We start from the raw sequence: 22,211 nt of genomic DNA, 5'->3' as shown, positions 1-22,211 counted from the left end.
GAATTGGTTGTAAGGAACTACAAAAATAAGTAAATTAAATGGATTTTCTAAATAGTGACACCTAAGCAAAACCATTTATTTACATGTAACATAAAGTATAAAAGCAGCTACTAAAATTTTCATTTAGCAACTGCTTTCAAGTATTTTGCGAGTTTAGATTTACATCATACCTGGCATGCCACCACCCATTGGAGGCATAGCAGGAGCTGGTTCATCTACTTTTTCTTCAATTAAAACACACTCGGTTGTTAAGAACATACCAGCAATAGAAGCTGCATTTTCAAGAGCAACACGAGATACTTTAGCAGGATCAATTACACCAGCTTCAATCATATTTTGATATTCGCCAATACGAGCATTATATCCAAAGTCAGCTTTTCCAGCTTTAACTTTATCAACAACAACTGCACCTTCTCCTCCGGCATTAGCAACAATCTGACGTAATGGCTCTTCAATCGCACGTTTCACGATTTCGATACCAACAGATTCATCATCATTATCACCTACAAGTCCTTCTAAAGATTCAATTGCACGAATATATGCAACTCCACCACCAGCAACGATACCTTCTTCAACTGCAGCACGAGTCGCACTTAAAGCATCATCAACACGGTCTTTCTTCTCTTTCATTTCGATTTCAGAAGCAGCACCTACGTACAATACAGCAACACCACCAGCTAATTTTGCTAAACGTTCCTGTAATTTTTCTTTATCGTAATCAGAGTTAGAATTATCAATAAGCGTTCTAATTTGAGCAACACGTGTATTAATAACTTCTTTAGATCCAATTCCATTTACAATTGTTGTGTTTTCTTTATCAATTGTGATTTTCTCACATTGACCTAACATTTCAATTGTTGCTTGTTCAAGCTTCATGCCTTTTTCTTCAGAAATAACCACACCACCTGTTAGGATAGCAAGATCTTCAAGCATTTCTTTTCTTCTGTCACCAAAGCCTGGAGCCTTAACAGCCGCAACTTTTAATGAACCTCTCAAACGGTTTACAACCAAAGTAGCTAAAGCTTCACCTTCAACATCTTCAGCAATAATCATTAATGGACGACCGGCTTGTGCAGCTGGTTCAAGAAGTGGCATCAAATCTTTCATCGTTGAAATCTTCTTGTCGCACAATAAGATGTAAGGATTTTCAAGTTCCGCTTCCATCTTATCTCCATTAGTAATAAAATATGGAGAAATGTAACCACGATCGAATTGCATACCTTCAACTACTTTTACATAGGTTTCGGTTCCTTTAGCTTCTTCAACAGTAATAACACCTTCTGTTTTAACTTTTTCCATTGCTTCTGCAATTAGAGATCCAATTGTCTCATCATTATTAGCAGAGATTTTAGCAACTTGCTTAATCTTATCGTAATTGTTACCAACTTCGTTAGCTTGTGATTTAATATTCGCTACAACTGCTTCAACAGCTCTATCAATACCACGTTTCAAATCCATAGGATTAGCTCCTGCAGTAACGTTCTTTAAACCTACATTTACGATAGATTGTGCTAGAACAGTAGCAGTTGTTGTACCATCACCAGCATCATCTGCTGTTTTAGATGCAACTTCTTTTACCATTTGAGCACCCATATTTGCTGCAGGATCTGACAATTCAATCTCCTTAGCTACAGTTACACCATCTTTAGTAATTTGTGGTGCACCAAACTTACGATCGATTACCACATTTCTACCTTTAGGTCCTAAGGTTACTTTTACTGCATTTGCTAAAGCATCAACACCTACTTTTAGTAGATCGCGAGCTTCTATATTAAATTTAATTTCTTTTGACATTTCTAATAATTAATAGATTAAAAATTATTTTTTCACTTATTGCAATTAAGCAATATATAAGACATCAGCTTGAGACATCAATAGATAATCTTCATTATCAACACTCAATTCTGTACCAGCATATTTTCCATAAACAACGGTATCTCCGGCCTTAATTTCCATTGGCTCGTCTTTTTTGTCAGCACCAACCAATACAACTTTTCCTCGTAATGGTTTTTCTTTTGCTGAATCAGGAATAATAATACCACTAGCTGTTTTCTCTTCGATTGCTATTGGAGCAACTAAAATTTTGCCCGCAAGGATCTTTCCTTTTAATTCTGCCATTTTTTTAAATATTTAAGTTTATTTTTTGTGTTACCGTAATTAGATCTTTCAAGATCAAGTTGTTTAAATAAAAAACAACACTTGGCTTCTGTCACAATCTATGCCAAACAATAATTATTGACATTATTGCAGTTAAAAATCAAAACATAAAAAAAGTGTCAGCATGAATGACATACTGACACTTAAATATCTTAAAGAAGTAAGTTTAAAATTACTCCGCTTTCTCAGTTTCTGTTGGTTTAACAGGAGCTTCTGTTGGAAAAGCTGGTGTTGCAGGAGCTGTTTCAGTTTCTAGTAACTCCTGCTCAATAGCCGATTTAGGAACATTAGTACCATGATCGATAGTAGCTGCTGCACCCAAACAAAGTGCAAAAATAGCTAATGCTAATCCCCATGTTGCTTTTTCAAGAAAATCTGTTGTTTTCTTAACGCCCATAATTTGGTTAGAAGATGAGAAGTTAGAAGCTAATCCACCACCTTTTGAGTTTTGTACCAAAACGATTAAAACCATTAGTACACATAAAATAAAGCTCACTATTAAAATAAAGGTAAACATACTTATCTATTTTTAAATTTTTCTATTCTTTCCAATTGACTCGCAAAGTAAATATTTTTTTCGGGATTTTTCAACATTAATTTCTCATAAACTACTTTAGCCTTATCAAAAAGTTTTTGTTTAATATAAATACGGGCTAAAGTCTCACTTATACAAGCGACATCTTCCTTCAAACTCTTACTTGGAACATCAGCCTGATTATCAGACTTTTCATTGGGTTTTGGTATGCGAGGTTTATTCTCAATAAAATCAGAAATCAAGTCAGAATTCATGTTTAATTTCTGCTTTTTAGCTGATTTTTTTTCTTTATTTTCATCTGTAATTTGTACTGATTTTACATCAGGGGAAGCCAATTTAGACATCCAATCTGAAAAAGAATGATTTTCCTTTGACTCAAGTACATCATCATCTGAATTCAAAACATATAAACTACCTCCAAAATTCATATCATAAATTTCAGATTCTGGAACATAAGTTTTATTCTCAACTATTATTTCCTCTTCAACATCATTGGAAATATTAATCTCTAAATCGTCGAAATTAATCACTTTCCCTTTTGCTTCAACCAAATTTTCTTCGGACTCATCAGATTCTGAAATATCGGCATGTAAAGAAGATGAGATTAAAGCATCAGTACCCTTATCATCCAAAGTAAACGTTTCATTCTCTTCTTTTGATTCAAACTCAACTTTAACAGGTATATTAAGAATAGGTTCAGCCTTATAAGTTGGGAATTCTAACTTATCGTTTATGTATAAATACAAACGTCTACGATCTGGAATAAAAAGAGCAGAATTCTTTAACTCCTGATTAAAACGAATACTCTTTTGCTGATTTAAAGTCTTTAATAACAACAAGTATGGTGCTTGGTAATATGGGTACTTATCAATAAGAGCTTTCAGCTCTTTATGACTGTTCCCATCCAACTTTCGTGGATCTCTTAACCAAGTTTGCAACAATTCCTTGTTCATTATTCAATCATTTATTACGAGTCTAAAAAATTACAAATAGGAATCAATCACCCTATAATTATATTTTTAAGTTCAATGATAAACTTAATAAAAATGAATTAACATCTACCCAAAACTACCAGTTAACTACTGATTGGTTGTAAATATCATCAATAATTTTTTCTAAAATTGTATCCACAAGATCCGATTCAACATCACTCAGCTGACTATTACTATCAAAATCTTCGAAAGAAGAAAAGCTTTTATCGAAGTCATTATCAGGTGCAAGTTCATTTGTAAACTTCACTCGAATTGTAATTGTCAAACGGTTAGTCGCGGCAATATCATTACTTGTGATATCCATTGCTTTAGTTTGATAACCTGTAATTTCACCCGAGAAATTTAAATGTCCTTCACCACCAACAATTTCATCAAGCGAAGTTCTACTACGAAATTTTTCTTTTAAATCTTCAGTAAATTGATCACTCAAATTTGGGTTTACTAAAGGTGCTCTATTTTGAAAATACTGAACAGAAAAAGTCTTCATGTCAGATGATAATGTTCCTCCGGTAAACGAATAACTCACCTTACAAGCAGTAAAAACAACTCCAATAATTATAATGAGTAATGTTGATTTAATCCAATTCATAATCTTATTCTTATATATTTCAGTTAGAATCTGCCTCGGCAAATATAGTTAAAAGACAGCTTAACATTCGATCTAATTAATATCGTACTCCTTAATTTTTCGATATAACGTACGTTCCGATATCCCTAAATCGTTAGCAGCATGTTTTCTCTTGCCATTATGTTTCTCCAAAGCTTTACGAATAAGTTCCATCTCCTTATCAACAAGAGATAACGATTCTTCAACAAACTCTTCGGTATCTTGAATATGAGACACATCAGCGTGCGACGTTTTAGCATTGCTTGACTTAAATACAGGATGCTGAACCGCATCTGGCTCATGATCTTCATATAGTTTTCGAATGAGCATTGCATTCTTTTGCTGCAAATCATTTGAACCTCCATCCTTTTGCATCAAATCGAAAACCAATTGTTTAAGATCTGCCATATCCTTTTTCATGTCGAAAAGTACCTGATACAAGATCTCTCTTTCCGATGAAAAACTTTTCTCCTCGCTCGAATCTTTTTTATAAATGGCAGGCAACATCCTTTCTTCATTCGCTGGCAAATAGTTCACTAAGATTTCAGGACTAATTAAACGTTCATTTTCAATAATCGAAATTTGTTCCGTAATATTCTTTAACTGACGAATATTACCTGGCCATTTGTAATTTTGAAGAAGCTGTTGAGCACCTTCAGTTAGTCTTAAAGCCGGCATGCGATATTTCTCTGCAAAATCTTGAGCAAATTTTCTAAATAACAAATAAATATCATCCCTACGCCCACGCAATGGCGCCATTACAATAGGTACCGTATTTAAACGATAAAACAGATCTTCTCTGAATTTACTTTCCTTTACCGCTTTAAGTATATTAAGATTAGTAGCTGCCACAACACGCACATTGGTTTTTAAAACCTTAGACGAACCCACTTTCATAAATTCCCCAGTTTCCAAAACACGCAACAAACGAACCTGAGTCGAAAGAGGCAATTCCCCTATCTCATCAAGAAAAATTGTGCCTTTATCTGCCACTTCAAAATAACCTTTTCGATCGGATAGGGCTCCTGTAAAAGCACCTTTTTCATGACCAAAAAGTTCTGAATCTATTGTTCCTTCAGGAATAGCGCCACAGTTAACTGCGATATAAGCTGCATGCTTACGTGCACTAAATTGATGAATAATTTGAGGGAAGACTTCCTTACCTGTTCCACTCTCACCTGTAATAAGAACAGAAAGATCGGTTGGTGCTACTTGCACAGCAATATCAATCGCTCTAGAAAGGGTATCTGAATTCCCAATAATACCAAAACGCAATTTTATTTTTTGTACATCCATATTTTTAAAAATCAACTCTAAAACCTGCAATAATTTCCGATTGCATGACAAAATTACTACTTTTTGACTAATTTTCTAAAAATGAAGCTTCCATTCTTTAATAAATAATGTTAATAAGAAACCAAAAGTTTATTTATTGCGAATGAAATTTTAAAAGGGAAGGAACTTCTTATCTTTACACCATCAAAATGAAACAGACTAAACTTATTATATGAAATTCATAGGTATAATTCCTGCTCGATATGCATCAACTCGTTTCCCAGGTAAACCATTAGCTGATATTAATGGTAAAACCATGATTCAACGTGTTTACGAACAAGTAAAAATTGCGTTGGATGATGTTGTTGTTGCAACTGACGATAGCAGAATTGAAGAAGCGGTAAAAGCTTTTGGAGGAGAAGTGGTTATGACATCTACAAACCACAAAAGTGGAACAGATCGTATTGCCGAAGCCATTGAAAAATTTGAATCTGAAAGATCAGAAAATTATCAAGTTGTTATCAATATTCAAGGTGACGAGCCTTTTATTCAGCCAGAGCAAATTCTAGCTTTAAAGGCTTGTTTTAAAACGCCATCGACACAAATTGCAACATTAGTAAAACCCATTGAAAACCAAGATGAGATTTTTGATATGAATAAAGTAAAGGTTGTTTTAAGCAAAAACAATCGTGCTCTTTATTTTAGCCGCTCACCTATTCCATTTTTACGTGGTGAGAAAAAAGAAAATTGGCTTAAAAAGCAAACCTATTACAAACATGTTGGCATGTATGCTTATCGAAGGGACACACTAAACGAAATTACAAAACTTCCTCAGTCTCCGTTAGAAATTTCAGAATCACTCGAACAACTACGTTGGTTAGAAAATGAATATGTGATTAAAACAGACATCACAAAACACGAATCGATAGGTATCGATACACCCGAAGATTTAGAAAGAGTCAAACAACTTGGCTTGTTATAATGCATTAAAGAGTCTACCTTAAAAGTAGACTCTTTTTTTGTTTTGAAAAAAGTCAAAAAATATTATCTTCGCGCTCTTAAATATAGAATTAACGACTCACTTGCATCGAGTTTTTGTTTTGCAACATTTCGCACCTTGAAATCCGAAACGCTAGTTTCGAAAAGAGTACAAAACAAAAGATGTAAGCTGGAGGAAAAGGTCTCGTTTTACTACCATTTTTTATTAATAACATCAGTATTTCAATAATGAAATACCATAATCTTATGCACACAACCGCTGCATAATATTGAGGCGCTTTATTGTGATATGATGTAAATTTTGAACTCATGATGAGACTTTGGGAGCAACACGCGAGTGAATACAAAAAAACTCTTTCACTTAGTATTCCTGTTATTATAGCACAGGCAGGACAGATTACAGTAGGATTAATTGACAATGTTATGATTGGACAATTGGGCACAGGCCCTTTGGCTGCCGCATCGTTTACAAACACCTTATTCACTCTGGTATTAATATTCGGTATGGGGTATTCTTTTGCCTTAACCCCACTAATTGGTAAAAGTTGGGGCGAAAAAGATAATGCCTCCGTTGGCTCTTGGATAAAAAATGGTATCATGGCCAATGCCTTTATGGGTATTGCACTAGCTCTCCTTTTAATTATTCTATATGTATTTATGCCCTATATGGGACAGCCTCAATCGGTACTTCAACCTTCACGAGATTATTTATCTATACTTATAGCATCAGTAATACCCATGATGGTTTTTTATGCTTACAAACAATTTGCCGAAGGTATTGGTGATACCAAAACAGCAATGAAAATTATGCTTTGGGCCAATGCAATAAATACTCTAGGTAACTATATGTTTATGTATGGAAAGTTTGGTGCACCCGAAATGGGACTCACAGGAGCAGGAATCGGCACATTAATAGCTCGAATATTTATGGCAATTGCCTTTATTATTCTTTTTTATAAAAATCGGAAATACAAATTATTTACAGAACTCTACAATCAAGCTTCATTCGGTTGGTCTAAATTTATGCAAATTGTCAAACTAGGAATCCCCCTTGGCGGACAAATTGTAATGGAAGCCTGTGCATTCGGACTATGTGCCATTATGATGGGATGGATTGGCGAAGTAGGCATGGCTGCACACCAAATAACAGCCACGCTTTCAACTTTGGGTTATATGATCTACCAGGGATTAGGAGCTGGAACAACCATACGTGTGAGTCATTATAAAGGAGCAAATGATAAAGAGGGTATTATTAGAGCTACTAAAACTGCGATGAATCTGATGTACGTTTACTGTGCTTTTTCAATCTTGCTATTTGTAGGTGCTCGTAACATATTACCCCTATTGTTTACATCTGACACAATAGTTATACAACTGGCCGCTCAAATGTTGATTGTTTGTGGCGTTTTCCAACTTGTAGATGGCATTCAAATTGTACTTGTAGGAACCTTAAGAGGCTTTGCCGATGCGCGTGTTCCTGTCATCATAACCTTTATATCATACTTTCTAATTTCCCTACCTTTCAGTTATCTATCTGCATTCCAATGGGGTTTTGGTGCTGTAGGTATCTGGTTCGGATTTCCTGTTGGATTAGCAGTCTGTTCCACACTTTTCCAAATGAGATATAAGTATATTCTCAAGAAAATTTAAAGCAAATCAAACAACTTGACTTACTTAAAAAAAAGGTAAAGCCACAAATTACTCAGATTTTCACAAATTTTAAACTGATACATATCATGCTCTGACTATAAATAAGCTGTTCTTGTCAGAGTATGAATAATACGTTACCACAAACTTGTATATAAAAAAGAGGATGTCTCAAATTAAAATCTGAGACATCCTCTTGTTATATTTTATAATTAGATAATGAAAATGATCTAAAATCTATTTTTCATTCTTATTTTTCATCTGATAAAAAACGCCTCTTTCTTCCTCAACTTTATCTATTTTTCCTTCAGCATCTAAAGCATCAAGATGTATCTTAATCTCTTCGCTTTTAAGCCCTAGCATTTCCATCAAATCTTCAAGGGTACAAGGTCTTCGAGATACGGTTTCAAAAATTGCAGACTTTGTATCTTTTCGGTACGATTGAGTCTTATCCGTTTGCTTTACTTTCGCAATAATTTCAACCTTATCCATTTGCCAAAAGTCAACTATTTTCTGCAACTCGTCTCTTGTTGCACCTCTTAAGTTAGGTACGGTTCCTGGTCTATCGAGCGTATTCAATTGAACTGAATCAGGATTAACTTGCAATATGACTTTTTTGAGTTCAATTAACTCTTCCTCGTTATCGTTATAACCTGGTAGAATAAATACTTCAAGCCACATGGTTCCCTTGAATTCCTTACTCAAAGAGATGAGTCCTTGAATACAGTCCTCAACTTTTAAATCCTTTGCTGGTCTATTTATTTTCCTAAAACCAGCATCAGTAGCAGCATCGAGAGATGGAAGTAGAAGATCTGCTTTCATTAAAGATTTTCTCACCTTTTTGTCGTAAAGCAAGGTACCATTTGTGATAACAGCAATAGACATATCCGGCTTGACAGCTTTAATAAAATCGATAATCTCGCCAAGATGCAAATTCAATGTTGGTTCACCCGAAGCAGTAATAGTAATATAATCAGGAGCTGGATTGTTGTCGAAATAGTCTTTCAATTCATCCTTTATACAATCAGAATTGATGTATTCTTGGCGATCGACTGATAGCTTAGTCGTTCTACCAACTTCGCAATAAACACAATCAAGAGAACACACTTTTTTAGGAACTAAATCAACACCTAATGACATGCCCAACCTTCTTGAAGGCACAGGTCCAAATAAATATTTATACATTCTGCTACTATTCAAGTTTCAATATTCAATTATCTGCAATGCGCAAATGTAAGTAATATCAATTTATGAAACCGACTCTTTACACTTCAAATAAAAGTAGCCATGCTTGCAACAAGATCGTTATTCAAGTTATACATGTTTTTCAAAAGCATTTTTAAGCAGATTTCAGTATCATTAAATAGATCAACCCCATATTCTTACATTTGCATTGATGTTTCCAATTAAGAAACTAGATATGTTTCTTTAACCTTATCCATAATAATACTTTTTGTTTAAGACGATATCAGGACAAGACTAATAGAAAAAAGAGATCTAATTACAGATCTCTTTTTTTTAACTTGTATATAAATATGATTTATTTCTTTTCCTTAATCTGAATCAGAAGATCAATATCCAAAAGTTCCACCGATTTATCTTCAACCTTAATAATATTTGCCTTATTAAATTTTGAAAAAGTATGAATGACACTTTCGCGAGAATAACCAATAGTTTCAGCAATTTCCCTTCTCGAAAAAGGTAATTTAAATATTTTACTCTCAGCCTTACGAGCATAGTGTAATAAAAAAGTCGCCAAACTTCCCTCCACACGCTTATTAGTGTACATAGCCATTCGCTTAACCTGACGATGTGAAGTTTTCGATATGGTTTCAATAATACTCATGGCAAAACTACCATTCGTTTTTATTAATTGTTTAAATACTTCAATATCTATTAACAATACTCTAGTACTTTCTATTGCAGTAACCGAGATATGATAAGTCTTATAACAAAAGGCATGCGATAAGCCCAAAAATTGAAATTCTGACGCGGTACGAATCGTATTATTTCGCCCATCAGATACAATATTAATTTTAGCTAAACCACTTAATACGTAATGTATATGCGTTGCGAAACTCCCTTTCTTTATAATATTCTCATTCTTCTTAAAGTCAAGAATTGTACAATTGTTAATAATCGTACTCACATCCGGACCTGAAAGGGATGAGAAGCAAGGATGCTTCAAATATTGTTCTATTGCTAAACTCTCTTCCATACTAATCTATATAAAGATTTCTCTACAGCAAATATGTCCTATTTTTCTCAAACGACATAATACAACACATCTAATTTCATATTTATAGAGTCAAAAAATTCACCATTTTCAAGACTCTTTTCACAAAAACTAAAAACACTTAGACAATAGCTATATATCATACTACTCCACAAATCATTAGGTCATACACCAATAACCTACTAGTAAACTAAAATACAAATCTTTTATTACAAATCAGGTGAAATATTTCACCCCTAATGGTGAATTATAACCTACAACAACATAGTTAAGTCATATAAAATAGCGTGTCTAGCAACATGCGACATGATATATCTCATATTGAACAGCCTTTTATCTTTACCAATGGACAAGGTAAAGAATAATGCATATGTTTTGGATTGAATTTGCAATAGTATTAATAGCTATTTTTATCGGTGCCCGTCTAGGAGGTATTGGCCTTGGTGTAATGGGAGGAATTGGTCTTTCCATTTTAACTTTTGGATTTAATTTGCAACCCACATCACCTCCCATAGATGTGATGCTAATGATTGTATCGGTAATTACTGCAGCAGCAGCCATGCAAGCCGCTGGTGGGCTGGATTATTTAGTGAAATTAGCTGAAATATTACTTCGAAAGAATCCAAATCGAATAACCTACTATGGTCCAATTGTATCTTACTTGTTCACCCTTGTAGCTGGTACTGGTCATGTATGCTACTCCATACTGCCTGTGATATCTGAAGTAGCACGCGAAACGGGTGTACGTCCAGAGCGACCATTGTCTATTTCAGTCATTGCATCTCAACAAGCTATTACAGCAAGCCCCATATCGGCAGCAACCGTTGCTTTATTAGGTATGCTTTCTCCCTACAATTTTCAATTAATCGACATCTTAATAATTAGTATTCCCGCTACTTTCTTTGGCGTATTATTAGGCGCATTTGTTGCAAATAAAATGGGAAAAGAATTAAAAGACGATCCAGAATACCAAAAACGCCTAAAAGAAGGAAGCTTGGAAGCGAAATCTGAAAAAGTATATAAGAAAGTTCCTATTACGGCTAAAATATCGGTTGGCTTATTTATTCTCGGGGCTATCGTAATTGTCTTGTTCGGTTCATTCGAAAGCTTACGTCCTGTATGGAATGTAGATGGCAAAATAATCAAAATGGGCATGCCAGCAACCATTGAGATGGTGATGATGTCTATTGCAGCCTTAATCTTAATTTTCTCTAAAGTAAAAGTCGAAGACGTTGCCAAAGGAAATGTTTTCTCAGCGGGAATGCAGGCTGTCATCGCAATTTTCGGAATTGCTTGGATGGGAGATACCTTCTTCGCTGCCAATATAGATTACTTGAGTAGTAATATTAAGGAAATGGTAACCAATATGCCTTGGCTATTTGCTTTCGCATTATTTGTACTATCAATTCTACTTTACAGTCAGGCTGCTACAGTTCGTGCTTTAATGCCTTTGGGTATTGTTTTGGGACTTCCTGCACCAGCACTTATTGCCATGTTTCCATCAGTAAACGGATACTTTTTTATTCCAAACTACCCTACGGTAGTCGCAGCAATAAATTTCGACCAAACAGGTACAACACGAATTGGAAAATACCTATTGAATCATAGTTTCATGATTCCGGGTTTAGTCGCAACTATTGGAGCCGTATCAATAGGCTTCCTTTTAATATCAATACTATTTTAAATTAAAAAACTTAATACTAACAATAAAATTAATATTATGAACCTAAAACAAAAACTTACCCGAATATTACTATTGGTAGCGATTGTTAGCCTAGGCATACTACCTTCCCTAAACGCACAAACATTACCTAATTTAACTATTATTGCAACTGGTGGAACCATTGCTGGATCGGGTGATTCGAGCATCAAGACCAACTATACTGCAGGTGTTGTTACAGTTGATAAACTAATCGCCGCTGTTCCTCAAATTATGGAATTGGCAACCATCAAAGGCGTACAAATTTCTTCTATTGGTAGTCAAGAAATGAACGATGCTGTTTGGTTGAAACTTGCAAAGAAAATCAACTTATTATTGGCTTCAGACAAGTGTGATGGAATCGTGGTTACTCACGGGACGGATACAATGGAAGAAACAGCTTATTTCTTAAATCTTGTTGTAAAAAGCGATAAACCAGTTGTATTGGTTGGCTCTATGCGTCCAGGATCAGCAATGAGTGCTGACGGACCAATGAACCTTTTCAACGCTGTTGCTTTAGCTTCTAATCCAGAATCTAAGGGACGTGGTGTAATGGTTTCTATGAACGACCTTATTTTAGGTGCTGACGATGTGACTAAAACAAACACAACTAACGTTTCTACTTTCCAATGTCCGAACTTCGGTCCTTTGGGATATATGCACAATGGTCAACCTACTTTTCGTCGTGCAACTACTGCCAAAAATACCACTGCTTCTGAATTCGATATAACTAACTTAAACAAACTACCTCAAGTAGATATCATCTATGGTTACTCAAACGCCAACGCTGTTGTTGTTGACGCTTTAGTAAAAGATGGAGCTAAAGGACTTATTCACGCAGGTGTAGGTAACGGAAACCTTTACCCAACTGTAATGGTTGCTTTAGTATCTGCTCAAAAAGACGGTATTCAAGTGGTACGTAGCTCACGTGTATTTTCCGGATCAACAACTTTAGATGCTGAAGTAGATGATAACAAATTTAGCTTTGTGGCTTCTCTTTACAAGAACCCTCAGAAATCAAGAATCCTTTTGATGTTGGCTTTAACTAAGACCAACGATTACAAGGAAATTCAAAGAATGTTTTACGAATACTAAAAACTGAATCCTAAAGAAAATCGTACCTAGTATTATTTATTTTTAACCTAGGAAGAGAGGGAAAACACACTCACCCTTGGGCTTTATTCTCTCAAATTATTGAGGGAGACAAAGATTTTTCAATTTACTTAATTTAAACACTTTTTAAAACGACTATGATGAATTTCAAAAAAACCTTAATCGCATTATTTGCGATTATTGCTATTGGCGGAACAGCTATGGCTCAAAATGCTTTAAATCTTAAAGCTTTAGAGGACAAAATTGCTTCATTGGATCAAAAAAATGACGCTTTCAATTTCTACATAAATCTTCAAAATTCGGCCAACACCTATTTTAATAGCGACGATTATGAAGGTATAGACTTTAAAACAAACCAATTGCGTTTAGAAATGCGTGGAGAAATTGTTAAGGGTGTTCGTTACCGTGTTCGTCAGCGTATGAACCGAGGTACTACAGCTGAAAATTTAGATAACCTATCAACTGCAACCGACATTGCATCGATCTCTATCGATCTTGCAAAAAACTTCACAGTTACTGGTGGTAAACAATGTACTGCATTTGGTGGATACGAGTTCGACTTGAACCCAATTGACGTTTATCAGTTCAGCGACATGGTTGATAATATCACTTGCTTCCTTACAGGTGTAGATTTCGCATACCAAATGGATGATCAACAATTCCGTTTTCAGATTGTAAATTCACGTAACAGTAGTCTATCTGATGAATACAAGACAGCGAATAATGTAGAATCTAGCAAAAATGCATTGGGTTATACCTTAAACTGGAATGGTAACCTTTTCGACGGAATTGTACAAACTCGTTGGTCTTATTCTCTTTTCCAAGAGACTAAGGAAATGAGCACAAATCTTATCGCTTTAGGTACTCAGGTAAAATTGGGTAAAAAAGCACAAATACAATTCGACTGGATGAACTCTAACGAAGATATTGATACCAAAGGTATTGTATCTGGAATGATTAATAATGGTATGAGTGCAACAGACGTTGTGTACAATTCACTTATTGCTAAGATAGATTACCGCTTGAATAAAAAATTCAATATGTTTGTTAAAGGTATGTACGAAACTGCAACCAACGATGGTAACAAAGATGAGAACCTAGACGATGAATTCCGTAAATCTTACGCTTATATGGCAGGAGTAGAATTTCACCCTATTGCTGATGACCTAAAAGTGTTCTTTACTTACACAGGTCGTTTCTTCGATTACGAAAGCAGCATAACTGAAAATCTAGGAATACAAGATCAACATACTAACCGTTTATCTCTTGGTTTAATTTATAGACTTAAAATGTATTAATCGATAAGTCTTTATGGACTAATAAAATGAATGCCTAAAACTTAAATATACTGTTAGTAATTATGCAAGAAGGATATCTGATTAATCAGGTATCCTTCTTTTTTAGGTTAAAAACAGACTAACTCTTCTCTATTTAAGGCTGAGATATCACACTCCCTCAGAAACACCTCAGAACCAACAAAAAGGAATACAACAGCTGTTGTAACCAGCAAGTTCAATAGTAAAACCCTAACATTAAAAACACATAACCTCCCATTTCTAAACCTAAACTTAACATACAAGCTACAATTCTAACCTTTTATTAATATTCGTTTTAGACTGAATTAATGCTGTAGCATTAAACTTGCAATATGATTTTATGGGCAGATTAAAAACAATGTACTATTCACAAAATCAGTTTAAAACAGACAAATATTAAAAAAACAATAGAATGAAAAAATTTCAATTACTACTAGTAGCTATTATTTCCATTTCCCTGATAACCTCATGTGGAAATTCAAGTAAAAAACAAAATAGCGAGAAAAAAGCGAAAGCTTTAACAGGTGCCGGAGCAACTTTTCCACAACCTTTTTATAATACAATCTTTAAAACCTACACCAAGTCGAAGGGACTTTTAGTAACATACGGTGGCATTGGTTCAGGTGGTGGTATTCGCAGTCTGAAAGATAAAATTGTAGATTTTGGTGCAACAGATGCATTCCTTTCGGATAAAAAATTGGCAGATATGCCGGGCGATGTATTACATATTCCTTCTTGTTTAGGTGCCGTAGTTGCTGCTTATAATCTACCGGGTAAACCAAAGTTAAAATTCACTCCAGAATTAATGGAAGGTATTTTTATGGGAAAAATCACAAACTGGAACGACGCAAAAATTGCAGCAATAAATCCTGATGCAACACTTCCTAATCTAGAAATTACTGTTGTTTACCGTTCAGACGGAAGTGGAACAACTTTTATCTTCAGTGATTATATGAGTAAAGTTAGTACCGAATGGAAAGACAAAATTGGAGCTGGTAAAGCATTACAATGGCCTGTTGGTTTAGCAGCAAAAGGTAATCCTGGTGTTGCTGGTACAATTAGTTCAACAGTAGGTGCTATCGGCTATATCGGATCAGAATATGCCTTTGCACAAAGTATTCCAATTGCTAGTATTCAAAACAAAGCAGGTAATTTTATTAAACCTTCTGTAGCATCAGTAAGTGCTGCTGCAGCTGGCGATATTCCAAACGATACACGTGTAACATTAACAAACACAAGTGCAGAACAGGGTTACCCAATATCTAGTTTCACTTGGTTAATTGTATACAAAGAACAATCGTACAGTGGACGAAGTAAAGACCAAGCCTTACAAACTAAACTTCTTTTAAAATGGATTTTAGGAGAAGAAGCTCAGAGTAACACAAGTAAAGTACACTATGCGCCACTTCCTGAAAAAGCAGTCGTAAAAGCTCACAAAATTTTAGATTTGATGACCTACGACGGTAAAGGATTGTAAACAATTATCGATTAAAAAGGTCCAAAGCAATACCTGTTTTTCTATTGATAAGTTCACCAAAAGAAAGCTTGCTTTGGATCTCTTTTATTTCAAACGAAATCCGTTTGAACACAACAACACTAAAGTTGTTATTGAGATTTGTTTAAACTCTTTACAACTTACCGACAGAAATATAGAATGAAAAGTGAAAAACTGTTTCAGTATTTTTTAAAACTAGGTGGCATTATAGTTCTTATGGTGGCTATAGGCATTCTGGTCACTCTAATTATTGGATCAATACCTACGTTCAAAGAATTTGGTTTTGGTTTTATTTTCTCCTCAAATTGGAATCCAACTGAAGGTAGAGAAAGTTATGGAGCACTTCCATTTATAATTGGTACAATAGTAACATCCATATTAGCATTAGTCTTAACATTTCCTTTTGCATTATCAATAGCGCTGTTTTTAGGCGAATATTTTAAGAAAGGGAGAATATCTTCCTTACTTAAAACAATGATTGACCTATTAGCTGGAATTCCATCGGTTGTATATGGTTTATGGGGTTTCTACACCATAAGACCTATCATTGTTGAGTTAGGATTAAACGCTCAAGGCTTTGGAATTTTCACATCAGCTTTTGTTTTAGCCATCATGATTATTCCATACGCATCTTCAATAAGTGCCGAGGTCATCAATATGGTCCCTTCACAATTGAAAGAAGCTGCTTACTCCTTAGGTGCAACCCGTTTCGAAGTAGTTAAACATGTTATTATACCCAATGCCGGATCAGGAATTTTTGCTGGATTTATCTTAGCATTCGGTCGAGCCATTGGTGAAACAATGGCCGTAACCATGCTAATTGGTAACTCCAATAACATTCCCACCAATTTATTTGATATAGGAAACACCATGGCCAGTTTAATTGCCAACCAATTTGGCGAAGCCGAAGGCTTAAAATACACCTCACTTGTAGCAATGGGACTTCTGCTTTTTGTTATCACAGGAATTTTAAATCTAATTGGGAAAATGGTCATGAGAAAATTCACAGCCTAATCGATCAAAACATATGAATACGATTAATTCAATATCGAACCAAAAACTAAGGTGGCGAGTCTTTAACGATAAGCTATTTAGTATTGTCATGATGACACTAGCTTTCATTTCGGCAGTTCCCTTAATATCTATATTATATCAACTCATTAAAAAGGGCTACAAACAAGTTCGTTTAAGCTTTTTTATTGAAGTCGCTCCCGATACAATGGAAGCCATGATGGCTAAAGTAAATCATGAAATTATTCCTGGCGGTATCGCTAATGGTATAGTGGGTACGCTCATAATTGTAGGCATGGCATCCTTAATAGCAATTCCTTTGGGATTAACCACCGGCATTTACCTATCAGAATCATCAAAAAATAAAATGGCAAACATTGTTCGTTTTGTTGTTGATATGTTGCAAGGTGTCCCATCAATTGTTTTAGGTGTTATCGCCTATATCTGGGTTGTTAAACCTATTACCTCTGGATTCTCAGCACTTGCAGGTAGTGTTGCTCTTTCAATCATGATGTTGCCATCAATTATCCGATCGACAGAAGAGACACTTAAAATGATACCGCCAACATTAAAAGAAGCAGCATTATCATTAGGTGTACCCTACTACAAAACTGTTTTGAAGGTATTACTTCCAACAGGAATGAGTGGTATTTCAACCGGTATCATACTAGGTATATCTCGAATTGCAGGCGAAACAGCACCTCTTATGCTAACAGCATTGGGTAGTTCAGCTATCAATTTAGATATAACACAACCTAGTAGTGCAATTCCTCTACTAGTTTGGGAATTCTACAACGATCCTAACCTAGTCAATTTAATATGGGGAGCCTCATTAATTCTTCTTCTCATCATCTTCCTTTTAAATATAGTAGCAAAAGCAATATCTAAAAAATGGAAAGTACAATACTAAATAAAACCGATGATAAAATCATCCAAATTGAGTCTCCAATACTAAACATTGATAAACTATCAGTATCGTACGGAGGAGATAAATATTCAATTATGGATGTATCAGCAGGCATACAAAAAAATAAGATCACCGCTATAATGGGGCCTTCTGGCTGTGGTAAAAGCACACTCTTAAGAGCAATCAATAGAATGCACGAACTGTATCCTGATACGCATCACAAAGGTAGTATTACTCTAGCTGGTGAAAATATCTACAAAATTAATCCGATAGAGCTTCGACGCAAAATTGGAATGGTATTCCAACGCCCCAACCCATTTCCAACTATGAGCATCTACGATAATGTAATTGCCGCATATAAGTTGAATGGTATTAAACTAAAAAAATCAGAGAAAGATGAAATTGTAGAAAGATCCTTAAGAGAAGTTGGTCTTTGGGATGAGACAAAAGATGCTTTACACAAAAAAGGAACATTTCTTTCGGGTGGACAACAACAACGTTTATGCATTGCACGAGCATTAGCCTATAAGCCAGAAGTTATTCTTTTGGATGAACCAACATCAGCATTAGATCCAATTGCTACAGCAAAAATTGAGGATCTACTCGTCAACTTGAAAAAAAATTACACGATTATATTGGTGACACACAATATGGGACAAGCAGCTCGAATATCCGATCATTCCATGTTCATGTATCTTGGCGAACTTGTCGAATATGGGAAAACGAAAAAAATGTTTACAACTCCAAAAGATGAGCGAACAGAAGCCTATCTAACGGGCAAATTTGGTTGATAAAATAACAATTATTGGGGCAAAACCCTACGGGTCGGGCTATCCGCACTCGTTCTTTGTCAAAATATAAAAACAAAGGAGCTCAAACAATTGCTTCAAACCCTTTTGCAAAAAAAACAACTCTGTGAGATATGAAAATCCAATAAAAAAGGATTTGTCAAAATTCATAACTCCCAATTCATAACTTATAATTTAATAAGAGATGTCGATAAAAAAAGATAAAAGGTTCGAGAGTATCAATAAGGACTTTCAAAAAATGAAGTCGTTACTGTATGCACAATTCGAAACCATAGAAAATATTATTCTAAGTGGATTAGAGTCTGTATCAAAAAATGAACTTGAAAATTTCTCAAAGAACGAAAAAAAGCTCGATCAGATGGAGCTAAAAATGAGTGATAATATTGTTTTAACCATCGGACTAGAACAACCCATGGCTGGAGAACTTCGCCAACTTGTTTCATATTTACGAATGCTTGGAGATATGGAACGAATAGGTGATCAACTAAATAACATTTTACACTTTTTTCAGGAGTTAACTCCCAAAGAATTACCCGAAAACCAAAAAGAGTCTATTCACAATATGTATGACATGAGTCTTATCATGGTACGAAAAGCATTAGAGTCTTATGAGAATGAGGATCATGAAACAGCAATTTGGACAATTAAAAATGATGAAGTTGTAGATGATATGCAACGAAAATTAATATCTAGAATGCTGAGGAAAAGTACACCTCCTAATATAGCAATAGAAGATGCAATTAATATTTTAAATTTTGGGAGTATTCTTAATAGTATAGAACGAATTGCAGATAATGCGACCAATATTGCCGAGGCATCAATCTATTACCAAGATGGTATAGATCTTCGTCATTCAGATCTACCTGATTCAAATGACGAATAAATATCTATTACAATCGATTATCACAACACTTTTACTCTAGAGAGAAAAGTGTTTTTTTATTTAGATACAGTTGAATTATTAAATTGAGAATAAAGTATTAGAACATCATAGAGAATAAAAGCAAAACTGTTTATTATTTGTAAGAAATAATATAGTTTTGACTTACAGTTAAAACAACAGGTATTCTATATCACAAATATTTGATATGGAATTTAACTAGCAAAACACATACTATGAGTCTAGAAAAGCAACAAGCACAAGAACTAATCGATTTCATACATCGCAGTCCAAGCACATACCATGCAGCCAATAATATTAGAGAAGAACTAATCGAGGCTGGATTCCAAGAACTTGATCTTCGTGATGAGTGGACTATTGAAAAAGGTGGTAAATATTTTACAGGAAAAAATGGTTCAGCTATTTTCGCTTTCACTATTGGAAAAGGCGAGATAGAAGAAGAAGGATTTCAATTGATTTGTGCTCATAGCGATGCTCCTGGTTTCAAAATTAAACCGAATCCAGAAATTGAAGTCGAAGGGAACTACATCAAACTAAATACTGAAGTTTATGGTGGTCCAATTCTAAACACTTGGATGGATCGTCCCTTATCAATTGCAGGTCGTGTTTGCGTTCAATCAAACGATCCACTTAATCCAGAACATTTATACGTTAAGATAGATCGTCCTTTGATGGTTATTCCTAATCTAGCTATTCATTTAAATCGTGAAGTAAACGAAGGTGTTGCTTTAAATAAGCAAAAAGATATGTTGCCCTTACTTTCAATGATCACTGATGAGATGGAAAAGGACAACTGTCTTATTAATCTTATGGCAAATGAACTAAAAATAGATGCTCAATCTATCATCGATTTCGATGTAACTTTATTTGAAGTTGAAAAAGGAAGCATTTTTGGACTGAACGAAGAATTTATCTCATCTCCAAAGTTAGACGATTTAGCCATGGCACATGCAGGTCTAAAAGCTTTACTAAATTCAAAAACAACCAACAAAACACAAATACTAGCTATTTTCGATAACGAAGAGGTTGGTAGTGTAACAAAACAAGGAGCTGGTTCTCCCGTATTACGCCACTTATTACAACGTATCGTTTATAAGTTGGGTAAAAATATGGAGCAGTTCCAAAGAGCTATTTACAACTCATTCATGATTTCTGCAGATATGGCTCATGCTGTACACCCTAATATTCCAGAGAAGCACGATCCAACTAACCGACCTATGATTAATAAAGGACCAGTTATTAAGATTCATGCTAATAATAAATACACAACTGATGGTGATTCGGGAACCGTATTCGAAACATTATGCAGAAATGCTAATGTACCCTATCAAAAATTTGTAAACCGTTCTGACCTTGTTGGAGGTAGTACATTAGGAAATGTATCAACTGGTCAAATTGATATTCGAACTGTCGACATAGGAAATCCAATGTTTGCTATGCACTCTGTTCGTGAAACTGGAGGAGTAAAAGATGTTACTTACATCAGACAAGTATTCTCATACTTCTTTAGTTTATAAAATCAATTAGATAACTAATAACTCAAATATAGAAACAGACATCATTTGCATCAAGCAAAAGGTGTCTGTTTTTTTATAACTAATAACTAGACCTCGGGTAATCTCTTCAAATTTAATACTTATAGAATTTTTGTCGTTAAGAAATGAATCACGTCGATTTGTAATCGACGGCTACTAGAATTGTGGATTTGTAATCCACACGTATAAAAGGTAGTATCAAACAGAAATATAAATCCAAAACACTTTACCGACAGATTAAAAATATACAGGAACGAAGGAGTGATACAGTAAATACTACTGCCCTCGTCGATTTGTAATCGACGGATATAGAATTGTGGATTTGTAATCCACACGTATAAAAAGGTAATATCAAACAGAATTTCAAATCCAAAACACTGTCCATCCTTTCGGCAGTATCATCTTCTCCGCCTAAGACGGATTAACTTCTCTGTTCCCAAGAATAATTAGGAAAGAGCTGGAACCTCATTGCTATAGATACATGAAATATTCAATTAACTAAAGCTTATTTAAATTAGAAGCTCTTCAACAAACTCAATGTTTCACATTTTTACTTTTTAGACTTTTCGACTCTTTAACCTTTTTCTTGATTTTAGAGCATAAAAAAAGCGTCTTGCTTCGTTAGAAACAAGACGCTTAAAAATTGGCATCGACCTACTCTCCCACCTTTCGGCAGTACCATCGGCGCTAATAGGCTTAACTTCTCTGTTCGGGATGGGAAGAGGTGGAACCCTATTGCTATAGATACCTGAAATTGTCATCAACACTAGGGTTGACTTATATTGTATTATCAAGAGGAACCGAACTCCAATTGATCATTAATCGTAAGAAAAAGCGTCTTACTCCGCTGAGGAATAAGACGCTTAAAAGTTGGCATCGACCTACTCTCCCACCTTTCGGCAGTACCATCGGCGCTAATGGGCTTAACTTCTCTGTTCGGGATGGGAAGAGGTGGAACCCCATTGCTATAGATACCT

At 34.9% G+C, this 22,211-nt stretch carries 19 protein-coding genes and 2 rRNA genes; 11 read left to right on the top strand and 10 right to left on the bottom strand.

Annotation, left to right across the window (positions count from 1 at the left end; translation table 11 throughout):
• Window positions 1–159: 159 nt before the first annotated feature.
• The 6 genes from groL to EMN46_RS17645 all read right to left on the bottom strand — a co-directional run bounded on the left by groL (window position 160) and on the right by EMN46_RS17645 (window position 5,587).
• Window positions 160–1,794 carry a chaperonin GroEL gene (groL, locus tag EMN46_RS17670; protein WP_154202227.1) on the bottom strand — a complete coding sequence of 545 codons (1,635 nt, stop codon included), beginning with the start codon at window positions 1,792–1,794 and terminating at the stop codon, window positions 160–162.
• A gap of 45 nt (window positions 1,795–1,839) precedes the next feature.
• A complete protein-coding gene (groES, locus tag EMN46_RS17665; RefSeq protein ID WP_154202225.1) occupies window positions 1,840–2,118 on the bottom strand; it encodes a co-chaperone GroES in 279 nt (92 codons plus the stop codon).
• A gap of 211 nt (window positions 2,119–2,329) precedes the next feature.
• Window positions 2,330–2,674, bottom strand: a complete 345-nt coding sequence (gene secG, locus EMN46_RS17660) for a preprotein translocase subunit SecG (protein WP_154202223.1) — start codon at window positions 2,672–2,674, stop codon at window positions 2,330–2,332.
• A 2-nt stretch (window positions 2,675–2,676) separates the two neighbouring features.
• Window positions 2,677–3,645, bottom strand: a complete 969-nt coding sequence (locus tag EMN46_RS17655; protein ID WP_154202221.1) for a hypothetical protein — start codon at window positions 3,643–3,645, stop codon at window positions 2,677–2,679.
• A 115-nt stretch (window positions 3,646–3,760) separates the two neighbouring features.
• A complete protein-coding gene (locus EMN46_RS17650; RefSeq protein WP_154202219.1) occupies window positions 3,761–4,273 on the bottom strand; it encodes an LptE family protein in 513 nt (170 codons plus the stop codon).
• Between the two features lie 72 nt (window positions 4,274–4,345).
• Window positions 4,346–5,587, bottom strand: coding sequence for a sigma-54-dependent Fis family transcriptional regulator (locus EMN46_RS17645; RefSeq protein ID WP_154202216.1), 1,242 nt, complete (start codon window positions 5,585–5,587; stop codon window positions 4,346–4,348).
• Window positions 5,588–5,798: 211 nt separating this feature from the next.
• Between EMN46_RS17645 and kdsB the strand changes: the two genes are divergently transcribed.
• On the top strand, window positions 5,799–6,548 hold the full coding sequence (gene kdsB / locus EMN46_RS17640) for a 3-deoxy-manno-octulosonate cytidylyltransferase (RefSeq protein ID WP_154202214.1): 750 nt from the start codon (window positions 5,799–5,801) through the stop codon (window positions 6,546–6,548).
• A gap of 326 nt (window positions 6,549–6,874) precedes the next feature.
• A complete protein-coding gene (locus tag EMN46_RS17635) occupies window positions 6,875–8,215 on the top strand; it encodes an MATE family efflux transporter (RefSeq protein ID WP_154202212.1) in 1,341 nt (446 codons plus the stop codon).
• A gap of 234 nt (window positions 8,216–8,449) precedes the next feature.
• Here the strand turns inward: EMN46_RS17635 and EMN46_RS17630 are convergent, their stop codons facing one another.
• Both EMN46_RS17630 and EMN46_RS17625 read right to left on the bottom strand, forming a co-directional pair.
• Window positions 8,450–9,397, bottom strand: a complete 948-nt coding sequence (locus tag EMN46_RS17630) for a radical SAM protein (RefSeq protein WP_154202209.1) — start codon at window positions 9,395–9,397, stop codon at window positions 8,450–8,452.
• A gap of 355 nt (window positions 9,398–9,752) precedes the next feature.
• Window positions 9,753–10,430: a Crp/Fnr family transcriptional regulator gene (locus tag EMN46_RS17625; RefSeq protein WP_154202207.1), complete on the bottom strand. Its 678-nt coding sequence runs from the start codon at window positions 10,428–10,430 to the stop codon at window positions 9,753–9,755.
• A 388-nt stretch (window positions 10,431–10,818) separates the two neighbouring features.
• On the opposite strand from EMN46_RS17625, the gene EMN46_RS17620 reads away from it, so the two are divergent.
• The 9 genes from EMN46_RS17620 (at window position 10,819) to EMN46_RS17580 (ending at window position 21,216) form a co-directional block, all read left to right on the top strand.
• A complete protein-coding gene (locus EMN46_RS17620) occupies window positions 10,819–12,132 on the top strand; it encodes an anaerobic C4-dicarboxylate transporter family protein (RefSeq protein WP_154202205.1) in 1,314 nt (437 codons plus the stop codon).
• A 36-nt stretch (window positions 12,133–12,168) separates the two neighbouring features.
• Window positions 12,169–13,242 (top strand): L-asparaginase 2, encoded by a 1,074-nt coding sequence (ansB, locus tag EMN46_RS17615; RefSeq protein ID WP_154202203.1) that lies wholly within the window; start codon window positions 12,169–12,171, stop codon window positions 13,240–13,242.
• 158 nt (window positions 13,243–13,400) lie between these two features.
• Complete coding sequence (locus EMN46_RS17610) at window positions 13,401–14,558, top strand: porin (protein WP_195715308.1); 1,158 nt, start codon at window positions 13,401–13,403, stop codon at window positions 14,556–14,558.
• 430 nt (window positions 14,559–14,988) lie between these two features.
• The gene (gene pstS / locus EMN46_RS17605; RefSeq protein WP_154202199.1) at window positions 14,989–16,053 is read left to right on the top strand and encodes a phosphate ABC transporter substrate-binding protein PstS; all 1,065 of its coding nucleotides are present in this window, start codon (window positions 14,989–14,991) and stop codon (window positions 16,051–16,053) included.
• 177 nt (window positions 16,054–16,230) lie between these two features.
• Window positions 16,231–17,085 (top strand): phosphate ABC transporter permease subunit PstC, encoded by an 855-nt coding sequence (gene pstC, locus EMN46_RS17600; protein ID WP_154202197.1) that lies wholly within the window; start codon window positions 16,231–16,233, stop codon window positions 17,083–17,085.
• Window positions 17,086–17,098: 13 nt separating this feature from the next.
• Window positions 17,099–17,992, top strand: coding sequence for a phosphate ABC transporter permease PstA (gene pstA, locus EMN46_RS17595; protein ID WP_154202195.1), 894 nt, complete (start codon window positions 17,099–17,101; stop codon window positions 17,990–17,992).
• Complete coding sequence (pstB, locus tag EMN46_RS17590) at window positions 17,974–18,780, top strand: phosphate ABC transporter ATP-binding protein PstB (RefSeq protein ID WP_154202194.1); 807 nt, start codon at window positions 17,974–17,976, stop codon at window positions 18,778–18,780. Before pstA ends, pstB begins: the two co-directional genes overlap by 19 nt.
• Window positions 18,781–19,036: 256 nt before the next feature.
• Window positions 19,037–19,681, top strand: coding sequence for a PhoU domain-containing protein (locus EMN46_RS17585; protein ID WP_195715307.1), 645 nt, complete (start codon window positions 19,037–19,039; stop codon window positions 19,679–19,681).
• A gap of 233 nt (window positions 19,682–19,914) precedes the next feature.
• Complete coding sequence (locus EMN46_RS17580) at window positions 19,915–21,216, top strand: M18 family aminopeptidase (protein ID WP_154202189.1); 1,302 nt, start codon at window positions 19,915–19,917, stop codon at window positions 21,214–21,216.
• A 659-nt stretch (window positions 21,217–21,875) separates the two neighbouring features.
• Here the strand turns inward: EMN46_RS17580 and rrf (EMN46_RS17575) are convergent.
• Window positions 21,876–21,986: ribosomal RNA gene (gene rrf, locus EMN46_RS17575) — 5S ribosomal RNA — on the bottom strand.
• A gap of 116 nt (window positions 21,987–22,102) precedes the next feature.
• A 5S ribosomal RNA gene (gene rrf / locus EMN46_RS17570) occupies window positions 22,103–22,210 on the bottom strand.
• Between the last annotated feature and the right edge of the window lies 1 nt (window position 22,211).

It is taken from the genome of Ancylomarina sp. 16SWW S1-10-2, from assembly GCF_009669305.1.
GTDB lineage: Bacteria > Bacteroidota > Bacteroidia > Bacteroidales > Marinifilaceae > Ancylomarina.
The sequence above is the reverse complement of the archived record's forward strand: the minus strand, read 5'-3'. Positions and strand labels throughout refer to the sequence as shown.

Coding starts and splice junctions, on each gene's coding strand:
- EMN46_RS17650 (WP_154202219.1), bottom strand. CDS start 4,273: ATGAATTGGATTAAATCAACATTACTCATTATAATTATTGGAGTTGTT.
- ansB (WP_154202203.1), top strand. CDS start 12,169: ATGAACCTAAAACAAAAACTTACCCGAATATTACTATTGGTAGCGATT.
- EMN46_RS17635 (WP_154202212.1), top strand. CDS start 6,875: ATGATGAGACTTTGGGAGCAACACGCGAGTGAATACAAAAAAACTCTT.
- EMN46_RS17620 (WP_154202205.1), top strand. CDS start 10,819: ATGTTTTGGATTGAATTTGCAATAGTATTAATAGCTATTTTTATCGGT.
- secG (WP_154202223.1), bottom strand. CDS start 2,674: ATGTTTACCTTTATTTTAATAGTGAGCTTTATTTTATGTGTACTAATG.
- EMN46_RS17645 (WP_154202216.1), bottom strand. CDS start 5,587: ATGGATGTACAAAAAATAAAATTGCGTTTTGGTATTATTGGGAATTCA.
- pstB (WP_154202194.1), top strand. CDS start 17,974: ATGGAAAGTACAATACTAAATAAAACCGATGATAAAATCATCCAAATT.
- EMN46_RS17610 (WP_195715308.1), top strand. CDS start 13,401: ATGAATTTCAAAAAAACCTTAATCGCATTATTTGCGATTATTGCTATT.
- pstS (WP_154202199.1), top strand. CDS start 14,989: ATGAAAAAATTTCAATTACTACTAGTAGCTATTATTTCCATTTCCCTG.
- groL (WP_154202227.1), bottom strand. CDS start 1,794: ATGTCAAAAGAAATTAAATTTAATATAGAAGCTCGCGATCTACTAAAA.
- pstC (WP_154202197.1), top strand. CDS start 16,231: ATGAAAAGTGAAAAACTGTTTCAGTATTTTTTAAAACTAGGTGGCATT.
- groES (WP_154202225.1), bottom strand. CDS start 2,118: ATGGCAGAATTAAAAGGAAAGATCCTTGCGGGCAAAATTTTAGTTGCT.
- pstA (WP_154202195.1), top strand. CDS start 17,099: ATGAATACGATTAATTCAATATCGAACCAAAAACTAAGGTGGCGAGTC.
- EMN46_RS17655 (WP_154202221.1), bottom strand. CDS start 3,645: ATGAACAAGGAATTGTTGCAAACTTGGTTAAGAGATCCACGAAAGTTG.
- EMN46_RS17630 (WP_154202209.1), bottom strand. CDS start 9,397: ATGTATAAATATTTATTTGGACCTGTGCCTTCAAGAAGGTTGGGCATG.
- EMN46_RS17585 (WP_195715307.1), top strand. CDS start 19,037: ATGAAGTCGTTACTGTATGCACAATTCGAAACCATAGAAAATATTATT.
- EMN46_RS17625 (WP_154202207.1), bottom strand. CDS start 10,430: ATGGAAGAGAGTTTAGCAATAGAACAATATTTGAAGCATCCTTGCTTC.
- kdsB (WP_154202214.1), top strand. CDS start 5,799: ATGAAATTCATAGGTATAATTCCTGCTCGATATGCATCAACTCGTTTC.
- EMN46_RS17580 (WP_154202189.1), top strand. CDS start 19,915: ATGAGTCTAGAAAAGCAACAAGCACAAGAACTAATCGATTTCATACAT.